Genomic DNA, 10,831 nt, shown 5'->3' on the forward strand with positions numbered 1-10,831 from the left:
GCTAACAAACCCCGTTATTCAATACTTACACAGTTTTTAATATAGTGCCAAAAAGTCCCGCAATTGCGGGACTTTTTTTGATACTAACTTAGGATTTTAATCGTCGGTTTTCACCTTTACTTCTCCATCGTCAACCTTGATCTTTGTTTCTGAACCATCGGCTCTGTCAACTTTCTTCTTATACTCGCCATCATCCTTTTTGATCTTGATCTCGTCTCCTTCTGGAGTTTCGATCTTGATCTTGTCTCCGCCATCTTTGACTTCAACTTTATTATTGGGATCCTCCATCATTCTTTCAACTTCAGATTTCTCTTCTTCTGTATCCTGCTCATCTCTACAAGACACTAAAGCCAGAGATAATAGCAATACAAGGGCAATATTTTTGGTGATAATTTTCATTTATCTTTTAATTTAAATTGGCAACAAATGTATTCAATCCACTTATTCAGAATGAATTAAGGATCAAAATTTAGCATTTATTTAAACAGACCTTTGCTGAATTCTTTCTTAGACAAACTCGCTTCATCTGAAAATTGTAAGAGTTTGATCACCGGTGTATTAAATACTTCGATCTCACTTTTTCCTGAAGCAGTTAAATTCAAAGTGTCGCTTACGTTTACTTTGGATGATGAACCTCCCTGTGCCAGCACTTCAGCTTTAAAGCTGCTAAAATTCTCACCATCAAATTTAGATGATTGGTCTGCTCTTAAATTGAAAATTTGAGTTTCACCGTCTATTCTGGCAGATGCTTTTTCGTAAATATCGATCTCAACATCAGGAGCATTCAAGAGCGCCTCAACCTTTGAAGACTGATTTAGCTGACAAACAATTTCCTGGGCGGTAACGTTCAGTTCAGCTTCTGCATCATCCTTGTGAATAAAATTGAATTTACTGGCCGTAAGTGTTAAAAAAGCTTTGGCGTCATTTCCTGTTTCAAGCTTGAAATCATTCACGTAAAGATCCTGTAGCGATTCGAGTTCCACGTCACCACCTATAAGTATACTTTTTAAGGTATCAGAAAAAGTAATTCTTAATTCCTGTTTCTTGGTACGGGAAAGTTTTTTGATGGGCTTAATATAAAGTGTTCCGTCAAGAACTTCAGTCATAATGAGATCATGAATATTATCATCAGCTTCTATCTCGATCATGGATCTTCTTCCCTTTAAAATTCCAACTTCAAATTCTCCTTTGATCTGGATCGAGTGAAATTTTTCGAGATCATATTGTTCGGTTTTTACGTTTCGGCTACCCTTTACCTTGTCCTGGGCATTGCAACTACATAAAACGATTAATAGTAGTAATGGAAGTTTCTTTAGCATGATATTTTTATGTTTTCCTATTCGATCTTTCAGATTTGACCCTTCAGATACTTTTTTGCAAAAGATAGGACTTATTATAACAAAGCCCGTAAATCAGAGAGAAAAATTACCGTTACAGGCGTATAGGGCAGCACATATTCTTGAACTCAGGTATTTCTTAACGGAAGAATTTTCAAAAGATATAAAGAAAAAAGCCTCCACAAGGGAGGCTTCAAATTTTCAACTATCCAGAATTTTCTGGTAATTTTCCAGCTTCTGAAATATTTCAGTACTGTTGAGTGGTTTTTCAATGTTCACAGTTTCTTTGTTTACGGGCTGAATGTATAATATCAATCCAACAAAAAAACTAATGACGAGGTTGATTAGTGAGCTCATACTAGTTCTGTATTTGTACTCCGTTACTGTCTATTCTTACACGGTCGCCATCCTTATCCTGGATCTCCACGCCGTTATCGTTCAGTCTAATATTAACTTCTTCACTATTAACGTCTACTCTTGCATTAAAGTCATCTGAAGTATCATAATCGTCTTCCCAGGTATCTTCGCTATCCCAGTCACCACTATCGTCATCCCAAACATCTTCTACAGGACAATCTTCACAGCTGGTGCCACCGTCGATGATCTTCAGAAAATGCTCTTCTTCGCCATTATGCAAAATGTCTTCGTAAGAATCGGTATTTCTGTGAAAGGTAGAAGTATTATCATCAGCATATAGAGTGGTGCCTTCAGGCAGATATAAAGTGATTTGCACTTCCTGATCTCTGTAACCAGACTTTGCATCTGTTATAAAATAACTATCTAGCAAAAGTTCATTTCCAACCAGGCTGCGACCGTAACGTATCGCCTTGGCTCGATTCCTGGCTTCGTTGTAGTTTTTACCTTCAGCCGACTTTAATATCTCCATTTTTCCTACGGAATCTCTGGTAGATCGAACGATAAGCCTGATGTCATTTCCAACGATCATTTTGGTGTCTTCTTCATAGACAATTCTGAAATCTGATGATCTTCTGGTTCTGTTACTCATTTCAGGATTATGCTTCATACGCAGGTAGATAGTATCTGCTGAAGTCACCTTTAAAGTTTCTGTTGTGGCAACCTCACCATCAAAAGCACGGTTGGTCGCCTGGCTAATACCAATTACTGATAGTCCAATGATCGAGATTAACCAGACTCCGAGTAATGTCAATAGGGCAATTCTACCTACAGATCTCAAGTTTCTTACCAGTATCTTCAATCCAAGAACGAACAGGAAGAAGAAGGGGATCCCAACTGCGAAAAATACAAGCAGTGAGGTTAGCCATATAGGAGCGCCACTATTCACCACATCGATATATTCAGTCCACGGTGCATCAACGATCCCAAATGTGCCAACTGCAAATAACCCAACAAATAGCGCAATAAGGGTGGAACCGGCGAAAAGGATTAGGATGATCCCGATGAATTTCACAAATAGTTTCAGACAGAACTTGATAATATTCCCTAATGTGGTTGCTGCAGAGGTTGCTCCAGCAGACGCTCTTTTCCCGAACTTATCATAGTCAACATTTTTTATACTGTCTGAAACATCATGAAAACCCTCACGAATCTTCTTTTCGATGTTACTAACCGTTACTTCTTCACCGCGCATGGCAAGTTTATCTGCCGTAGTTTTTGCTTCCGGAACAAAGATCCAGAACGCGATGTAGATCAATAGAAAACCACCACTGGAAAAGATCGTAAGCAAGACCCAAAGCAATCTTACCCAGATGGCATCGATCGCCAGGTAATGACCAAGTCCTGAGGACACACCACCAACGAATCCATTTTCAGTATCACGGTATAATTGTTTTCCACGAGTTCTTGCAGACCTGTGAGTGGTCGTTGGTTCATCTTCGAAGATTTCCTCATCGACCATATAATCTTCAGGTTGCCCCATGATCGTGATAATTTCTTCTACTTCTTTAATGCTGATAACCTGCCTGTCATTCTTCACTTTCTCATTGAACAATTCAGCAATACGAGCTTCGATATCTGAGATGATCTCATCACGACCCTGCGTATTTGAAAACGAATGCCTTATAGTCTCCAAATATCGTTGAAGTCTGGCATAAGCATCCTCATCTATGTGAAAGAAAACGCCGGCAAGATTTATGTTAACTGTCTTATTCATGATTGTTCTTTTTTTGAGTGGTTACGATGTTAACGGCAGTTTGTAATTCATTCCAGGTACCCGTTAATTCCCTGAGAAATATCTTTCCTGTTTCGGTAAGTCCGTAATACTTACGTGGCGGCCCGCTTGTTGATTCTTCCCAACGATAATTAAGAAGTCCCGCATTTTTTAGCCTGGTTAATAAGGGATAGATCGTACCCTCAACTACCAGTAGTTTTGCGTCTTTTAATGTGTCCAGAATTTCTGCCACATAGGCATCTTCGTCTCTTAAAACCGAGAGAATGCAATATTCCAATACACCCTTACGCATCTGGGCTTTGGTATTTTCAATCTTCATAGTGTTTGTTTTTGGGTGTCATTAAACTGTTCATTTTTTGATTGATGATTTTGATGATTTGTTTCTTTCGGTTTATCCGAACTTAAAAAATTGATGGTTAGCGGGTAGCAATACTCTTTTCCTTCGTTTGCTGAAAGACTTGCAGAGATGACTGCAAAGATTTCCAGAACAAACAGTCCAAGTAATAATATTCCCAGAATACCCATGATGATGATAAAAGGTAATGCTTCTGAAAACTGGTTGACTTCAAAGGAATCATTGGTCATTAAAGGTTCTACTAAATTGAATTTTAAAGCAAAGTACAAGAAAGTAGCACCTCCAATAGCTACCAGTAATACCGTATACAGAAAAGTGCTGATTTGAAAATTCAAAGCATTTCTTCCATGACGATCCACAAATGCATCTTCTTTCTGGCTTAACCAGAGTAGCATAGGGAACATGAAATTACCCAGTGGTATAAAATACTTCGTAAATACCGATAGATGGAGTACAGTAGTTAAAGTACGGTTTTTATGAGCGCTATTGTCCTGCATGATTAGAGATTTAAAACTATTAAAGAATGATCGTGCTGAAAACGTACACGTAGATGGCGAAGATGGTAACATAGATTTTGATTCTATCTGCTAATGTTCCGGGTAAAACGCTGGTGACTGACTGTTTTTTGATTGATCTTTTCATGATGTTTTGATTTTGATGATTTTATACCTATTAGGTTCTTATGCAAATATATATCTAAAAGAAGGTATTATGCAAAGCAAAGTACTAGAAGTTAACAATTATTTAAGAATTACGGTCTCATTGTTATTTCATATTTTTATGAAAATTTGATAATAAACTCTGCTCATGAAGCTAAATCCCTCTAAACTGAATTCTTTTCTAATGCTTAAACTTCCAAGTGCCTGGTTGTGTGGTGTTAGAGTTAAACATATAGATGAAACCGAATGTGCTGTTGGCGTTACCCATCGATGGATCAATCAAAATCCTTTTAATTCCATGTATTTTGCTGTGCAGGCAATGGCTGCAGAGCTTAGTACGGGAGCTCTTGTTATGGGAAAGATCCAGGATTCCGGTAAAAAAATCTCCATGCTGGTGGCACAGAACAAGTCGGTTTTCTCGAAGAAGGCCACTGGAAAAATAAGATTTACCTGTCATGATGGACAGAAAGTGAAGGAGGCCATTGAACGAACGATTGCTACCGGAGAAGGACAAACCATGTGGATGAAAGCAATTGGACTTAATGAGGAGGGCGTTGAAGTATCAGTTTTTGAATTTGAATGGACTGTTAAACTTAAACAAAGAAAGTAACACTGCTCTTAAAAGTGATACTCATCATATAGAACAAGCATCAATCAAAATTTAATCACTATGAATGCACATGAAATAGATTACCAGATTTTCGGAGAAGAAATGCAATATGTAGAAATTGAACTTGATCCAAGGGAAGCGGTAATTGCCGAGGCTGGAAACTTTATGATGATGGACGATGGTATACGAATGGATACCATATTTGGGGACGGTTCCAAACAGAACGAAGGTTTCCTTGGAAAAGTCCTTGGAGCTGGAAAGAGATTACTTACCGGCGAAAGTTTGTTTATGACCATCTTTTCCAACGAAATTCAGGGAAAGAAACGTATAAGCTTTGCCTCACCTTATCCTGGCAAGATCATTCCTATAGACCTCACTCAATTTAATGGTAAATTCATTTGCCAGAAAGACGCTTTCCTATGCGCAGCCAAAGGTGTGGCTATTGGTATAGAATTAAGTAAAAAGCTTGGTCGCGGATTTTTTGGAGGTGAAGGTTTTATCATGCAGAAAATCGAAGGAGATGGAATGGCATTTGTTCATTCTGGTGGGACAATGGCTAGAAAAGAATTGGGTCCTGGTGAGAAGTTAAAGGTCGATACCGGTTGTATCATAGGTTTTACCCAAACCATAGATTATGATATAGAATTTGTAGGTGGAATTAAAAATACAATATTTGGAGGGGAAGGATTATTTTTCGCTTCGCTTACTGGTCCAGGTACGGTTTACATACAGTCATTACCTTTTAGCAGGCTCGCCAATCGAGTGTTGCAGGCAGCGCCGCAAATGGGTGGAAAGGATAAAGGAGAAGGTAGTTTACTTGGAGGAATTGGTGATGTCTTAAGCGGCGATAATAGGTTTTAATTTGTTAAAAAATTAACAAAAACTCATACGCTGTTCTTAAAATAGCTATATTGTTCTAACCAAAAATCTAAATGCTTATAGTACATCTCTACATTTATTTTTAACCTAATCTTAAACTTAAATACTTCATAATATGGCGAGAGCGATGTTTGAATACACCAAGACGATACTTGATAAAGTAAGTTTTGATCCAAGCTTGTTCTGTAGAGAAGTTAAGAAAGCGATCGATAGATTGCTTCCACACGAGATAGATGAGTTACGACTCTGGATTCTCGCACTAACCAAACAGAACCCTGAATTAAATCAATGTTTAATTTATTTGAACACTTAAATAAAAAGCGGCTATTAGCCGCTTTTTTTAATTCTTCTGAAAATCCTTTTTATGATTTAAAGGACTTATGATTTTTACGTTCTGGAAAGTAATGGCGCCTTTTACCACGCTGGCTATGGTACTGCGCAGTGCTTCAATGATCTGCATTTTTAATTCACTACGATTATAGATCAAGCTCACTTCCCGTGCAGGAACAGGATCGTTGAACATTTTTAAGTTCTTTTTTTCAGAATCTTTAAGTTCTAAAGTGTGGAGGTAGGGAAGTAGCGTCATTCCCAGACCTTCATTGGCCAGTTTGATAAGTGTTTCGAAGCTACCACTTTCCAGTTGTAGCTGATCGCCATCGTATTCCCGGTTTGCTTTGCAAAGATTGATGATCCCATCCTTAAAACAATGACCATCTTCCAACAGTAGTATCTTATTGATATCAAGACTATCTATATCTATCTTATCATTGGTGTGCATGTCCATTTCCTTCGGAATATAGGGGACAAAGGGCTCATAATAAAGCACATTCTCCTTGATTCCGTCAATTTGAAGTGGAGTAGCAGCGATTGCTGCATCCAGATGTCCTTCCTTTAGTTTTTCTATGATCGCTTCAGTATGTAGCTCTTCTATTTTCAATTTTACCTTCGGAAATTTCTTCATAAAACTACCTATGAACATAGGTAGCAATGTTGGCATGATCGTAGGGATCACTCCTAATCTGAATATTCCGCCAATAAATCCTTTTTGCTGATCTACGATATCCTTGATCCGATCGCTTTCATTTACAATATTACGAGCCTGATGAACGATCTTCTGCCCAACCTCTGTAAGCTGAATCGGTTTCTTGGTTCGGTCAAAAATAGTAATGTCCAGTTCTTCTTCCAACTTCTGGATCTGCATGCTCAGCGTTGGCTGAGTAACGAAAACTTTCTGAGCGGCCTTGGTAAAATTCTTATGTTCAGCAACTGCTAAGACATAATGCAACTGGGTAATTGTCATATGAATAGATTTGAACTACAAAGGTATAAGAATTTCCTATTTCAGATAGGCTTTAACTTTGTTTTATCTATGCAAATAACCCACCAATTGGTGGGTTATGAGACGTTTCTATGAGGTCTTAGAACCTCAGGCTTAATTTTCTTGTGGAATTATCCAGCCTGAATTTGGTATCACTCCACATTGGCGATCCCATTAATTTGCTCTCTCCGCTGGTAGCATAACTTTCCGTAGGCATTCCATTGGTTTCGAAATCCATTCTACCATTGCTATTTTCGTCGTGCATCACGACCAGCGCATATTCTCCTTCTGGCAGATCTTCAAATTTTACCGTTGCTTTCCCGTCTTTGATAGTAGATTTTTGAGAAAATGAAGGTTCTCTCATAAAGTTTTCCTCCTTGTAAAGTGCGAATAGCACTTCACCATTGTCGTTTGTGACATTCGGGATCGTTACTTCAAGTTCGTGAGTAGTTGCAGTCTGTGCATTTAATAGACTACCAATAAATAATGCGAGTAATAATAATACAGTTTTCATAAGGATTGGTTTTAATTACATTTCAAATGTAGATCATAACCTACTTGTTTATAAGTAATTATATCTGAACTGTCGAATATTGATGCTGAACCGTTTATATGAGTCCGCGAGCTTTTACTTCCAGGTATTTATTGATCGTATTGATACTTAGATCTTTTGGAGGAGTAAGTATGGTCTGAATACCAAATTTTTCCAGCTCCTTGACCATCATGATCTTGTCATGTTGAAAAGACTCAGCAATCGTCTGGTGTGCCATGGTAGAAATATCCTTTTCTGTGGATTGTTCGGTAAGTCTGCTAATTTCAGTGTTTTCGAAGAATATGACTACCAGCAAATGCTTTTTACTGATCGCTTTTAAATAAGGTAGCTGCCTTTGCAATGCACTCATATGTTCGAAATTGGTGTACAGCATTACAAGACTACGATGGGTAATACTTTTTTGAACCCGGGAATATAGCATGTTAAAATCACTGTCCAGATATCCTGTGTCTACACGATATAAGGACTCCATGATCTGTTGCAGCTGGCTTAGTCTCGAGCTGGCTTTCAGAATCCCATGCACTTTATTACTAAAACTCAGCAAGCCAATCTTATCTTTTTTGCGGAGTGCAATATTAGAAAAAGCCAGGGAACTATTGATAGCGTAATCCAGCAATGATAAACCTTCAAAAGGCATTTTCATGACCCTTCCCGTATCAATGATGCTATAAACCGGTTGGGAACGCTCATCCTGGAATTGATTAACCATCAAGGCGTTTTGCTTCGCTGTTGCTTTCCAATTGATTGTTCTTACATCATCGCCACGAACATATTCTTTGATCTGTTCGAATTCCATCGTATGTCCAATCCGCCTGATACGTTTCATTCCCTGCAAATTGATCTTTTGATCCAAGGCGAGAAAATCCAGTTTTTTCATTTGTACGAAAGAAGGATAGACTTTTACATACTGCTCTTTGCCAGTAATATATCTTCTTTTTACAAGTCTCAGCTTGCTAGAAATATAAATATTCAGGTTACCGAAAATGTATTCTCCTCGTTCCAGCGGGATCAATTGATATTCTAATTTTTCTTCGGAACGGGAGCCGAGCTTTTTACTTTTTAAAAAATCTCTTTTCTGAAACTGCAGTGGTACTTCATCAATCACTTCAGCTGTAATTGAAAACCTATAGTTATTCCGAAGTTTCAGAATTACCTGATTAGGATCTGAATTGGAAAATTTCTCAGGAAGTATGCGTTCTGCTATCACTGCTTCTCCAGAATATAATGCGATCATGTCTAGTAAAGTCGCTACTGCCAGTATCATGCTGATGATCCAGGTAATGCTGTAAAGCCAATCCACCCAGAACGAGATCAGGAATAAAATAGCGATTCCTATCAGGCAATAGAAGAATAGTTCTTTGAAATATAGACTTTTCAGAAACTTCAGCACTATCGGGGAATTTCTACAGATTGAGTGATCATATCTACGACGTCTTCAGCTTTCATTCCTTCCATTTCTCTATCTGGAGAAAGTATAAGCCTGTGACTTAATACAGGTTTCAGTACGTTTTTAATATCTTCAGGAATTACAAAATCTCTACCATTGATGGCGGCGTATGCTTTAGAAGCATTCATGATTGCTATGGAAGCTCTAGGACTTGCGCCAAGATATAGATGAGAATGATTTCTCGTTTTCATCACAAGTTCTGCAATATAGTTCATCAGTTTGTCTTCTAGTACGATCTCATGAATCTGGGAGCGTAAATTAGCGATCTCATTGGGATCGAGAACCGGTGAAATTTCAGCTTCCGGCAAAGAGCCTTTTCTGAGATGGTGACCCTTTAAAATTTCGATCTCTTCTTCCAGTTTTGGGTAATCTACCTTGATCTTGAATAAAAATCTATCTAGTTGAGCTTCTGGCAGGGCATAGGTTCCCTCTTGTTCTATAGGGTTTTGTGTGGCCAGCACCATAAAAGGTGGTTGCATAGGATACAAATTACCATCAATGGTAACCTGTCTTTCTTCCATAACTTCAAACAAAGCCGACTGTGTTTTTGCCGGAGCTCTGTTGATCTCGTCAATAAGTACAACGTTCGAAAAAATAGGACCTTTCTTAAATTCAAATTCTGAAGTTTTTACATTGAAGATCGAAGTCCCCAGAACATCACTGGGCATAAGATCTGGCGTAAATTGAATTCTACTAAAGTCGGTTTTGAGGCTTTTTGCAAATAACTTCGCAGTAACCGTCTTGGCAACTCCGGGAACACCTTCAATAAGCACATGTCCATTTGCAAGTAAGCCAACGATCAAAAGTTCTACGAAATTTTCCTGTCCTACGATTACTTTTCCCAGCTGTGATTTTAGATTATCCACAGAAGACTTCAGGCCTTCCAGTGGAATCCTGTTTTCAAATTTTAATTCGTCCTGTGGCTTATGTTGTTCCTGATTTTCCATCGGTAAATTTGTAATGATTAATATAAGTACTTAGCTCCAGAAACTCTTGTTTTGAGCTTTTCTTATTCTTTTGAAATGACTCTATTTTGTTGAAAAGCTCGTTGGTTGCTTCCAAAGAATTTGAGCTCTTTGCAGCCAGATCCTGTTTAAATCCAGCATCTATCTTTGAAGTATCCAAACGGTATTCCCGGCGTATAAACTCCAGGAATAACGCGATCTTTTTATTTCCCAGTTCCTGAAATCGATTTTGCTCCAGGTATAAACTCGAAATGATTCCAGTATACTCATAGGATCGGTTCTTTGGTGGATCAATGACCGGAATTGCACGTTGCTTTCTCTTTCCTTCAAATATGATATACAGGATGATGCATAAAAGCACAGCATAATATGCCCATTTCAGGGATCTGTTATTCAGTAAAATATAAAGCGAAGAACTGTAGAAAGATCTTCCAGATTTATAATAAGCATCCCAGTAAACTTTACCTTCAGGGATATAAGCCAAAAGGTTACCGGTATATTTATAATTATCATCCTTCAGCATGAAGTAATTACTAAAAACCTGCGGTGCTGTATGTAG

General features: G+C 38.2%; 14 protein-coding genes and 1 pseudogene. 3 read left to right on the top strand and 12 right to left on the bottom strand.

Annotated features, from left to right (window positions below; translation table 11 throughout):
- Nucleotides 1-96: 96 nt before the first annotated feature.
- The 7 genes from QZ620_RS11795 to QZ620_RS11825 all read right to left on the bottom strand — a co-directional run bounded on the left by QZ620_RS11795 (nt 97) and on the right by QZ620_RS11825 (nt 4,483).
- Complete coding sequence (locus tag QZ620_RS11795) at nt 97-399, bottom strand: hypothetical protein (protein ID WP_295181875.1); 303 nt, start codon at nt 397-399, stop codon at nt 97-99.
- 77 nt (nt 400-476) lie between these two features.
- Nucleotides 477-1,319: a DUF2807 domain-containing protein gene (locus QZ620_RS11800; protein ID WP_295181878.1), complete on the bottom strand. Its 843-nt coding sequence runs from the start codon at nt 1,317-1,319 to the stop codon at nt 477-479.
- Between the two features lie 219 nt (nt 1,320-1,538).
- A complete protein-coding gene (locus QZ620_RS11805) occupies nt 1,539-1,694 on the bottom strand; it encodes a hypothetical protein (RefSeq protein WP_295181881.1) in 156 nt (51 codons plus the stop codon).
- Nucleotide 1,695: 1 nt separating this feature from the next.
- A complete protein-coding gene (locus tag QZ620_RS11810) occupies nt 1,696-3,468 on the bottom strand; it encodes a PspC domain-containing protein (RefSeq protein WP_295181883.1) in 1,773 nt (590 codons plus the stop codon).
- Entirely contained in the window at nt 3,461-3,805 is a 345-nt protein-coding gene (locus tag QZ620_RS11815; RefSeq protein ID WP_026915958.1) for a PadR family transcriptional regulator, read from the bottom strand. The genes QZ620_RS11810 and QZ620_RS11815 overlap by 8 nt, the downstream gene beginning before the upstream one ends.
- Nucleotides 3,802-4,338: a DUF4870 domain-containing protein gene (locus QZ620_RS11820; RefSeq protein ID WP_295181887.1), complete on the bottom strand. Its 537-nt coding sequence runs from the start codon at nt 4,336-4,338 to the stop codon at nt 3,802-3,804. Before QZ620_RS11820 ends, QZ620_RS11815 begins: the two co-directional genes overlap by 4 nt.
- A gap of 19 nt (nt 4,339-4,357) precedes the next feature.
- Nucleotides 4,358-4,483, bottom strand: coding sequence for a hypothetical protein (locus tag QZ620_RS11825; RefSeq protein ID WP_295181890.1), 126 nt, complete (start codon nt 4,481-4,483; stop codon nt 4,358-4,360).
- 165 nt (nt 4,484-4,648) lie between these two features.
- Here QZ620_RS11825 and QZ620_RS11830 point away from each other — a divergent pair, with 165 nt between their 5' ends.
- The 3 genes from QZ620_RS11830 to QZ620_RS11840 all read left to right on the top strand — a co-directional run bounded on the left by QZ620_RS11830 (nt 4,649) and on the right by QZ620_RS11840 (nt 6,302).
- Nucleotides 4,649-5,110, top strand: a complete 462-nt coding sequence (locus QZ620_RS11830; protein WP_141877979.1) for a DUF4442 domain-containing protein — start codon at nt 4,649-4,651, stop codon at nt 5,108-5,110.
- Between the two features lie 60 nt (nt 5,111-5,170).
- Nucleotides 5,171-5,971 (top strand): TIGR00266 family protein, encoded by an 801-nt coding sequence (locus QZ620_RS11835; RefSeq protein ID WP_295181894.1) that lies wholly within the window; start codon nt 5,171-5,173, stop codon nt 5,969-5,971.
- 133 nt (nt 5,972-6,104) lie between these two features.
- Nucleotides 6,105-6,302, top strand: a complete 198-nt coding sequence (locus QZ620_RS11840) for a hypothetical protein (RefSeq protein WP_295181896.1) — start codon at nt 6,105-6,107, stop codon at nt 6,300-6,302.
- 27 nt (nt 6,303-6,329) lie between these two features.
- Here QZ620_RS11840 and QZ620_RS11845 read toward each other — a convergent pair whose 3' ends face one another.
- From QZ620_RS11845 to QZ620_RS11865, 5 genes and pseudogenes are all read right to left on the bottom strand, one after another.
- Complete coding sequence (locus QZ620_RS11845; RefSeq protein WP_295181898.1) at nt 6,330-7,289, bottom strand: LysR substrate-binding domain-containing protein; 960 nt, start codon at nt 7,287-7,289, stop codon at nt 6,330-6,332.
- A gap of 118 nt (nt 7,290-7,407) precedes the next feature.
- Entirely contained in the window at nt 7,408-7,821 is a 414-nt protein-coding gene (locus QZ620_RS11850) for a DUF2141 domain-containing protein (protein WP_295181900.1), read from the bottom strand.
- Between the two features lie 94 nt (nt 7,822-7,915).
- Complete coding sequence (locus QZ620_RS11855) at nt 7,916-9,250, bottom strand: DUF58 domain-containing protein (RefSeq protein WP_295181902.1); 1,335 nt, start codon at nt 9,248-9,250, stop codon at nt 7,916-7,918.
- Nucleotides 9,250-10,254, bottom strand: a complete 1,005-nt coding sequence (locus QZ620_RS11860; RefSeq protein WP_295181903.1) for a MoxR family ATPase — start codon at nt 10,252-10,254, stop codon at nt 9,250-9,252. The genes QZ620_RS11855 and QZ620_RS11860 overlap by 1 nt, the downstream gene beginning before the upstream one ends.
- Nucleotides 10,232-10,831 (bottom strand): annotated as a pseudogene (locus QZ620_RS11865) (DUF4350 domain-containing protein); the annotation flags it as partial. The gene QZ620_RS11860 and the pseudogene QZ620_RS11865, both read right to left, overlap by 23 nt.

Origin of the sequence: uncultured Christiangramia sp., assembly GCF_913046405.1 — a bacterium.
GTDB classification, from domain to species: domain Bacteria; phylum Bacteroidota; class Bacteroidia; order Flavobacteriales; family Flavobacteriaceae; genus Christiangramia; species Christiangramia marina.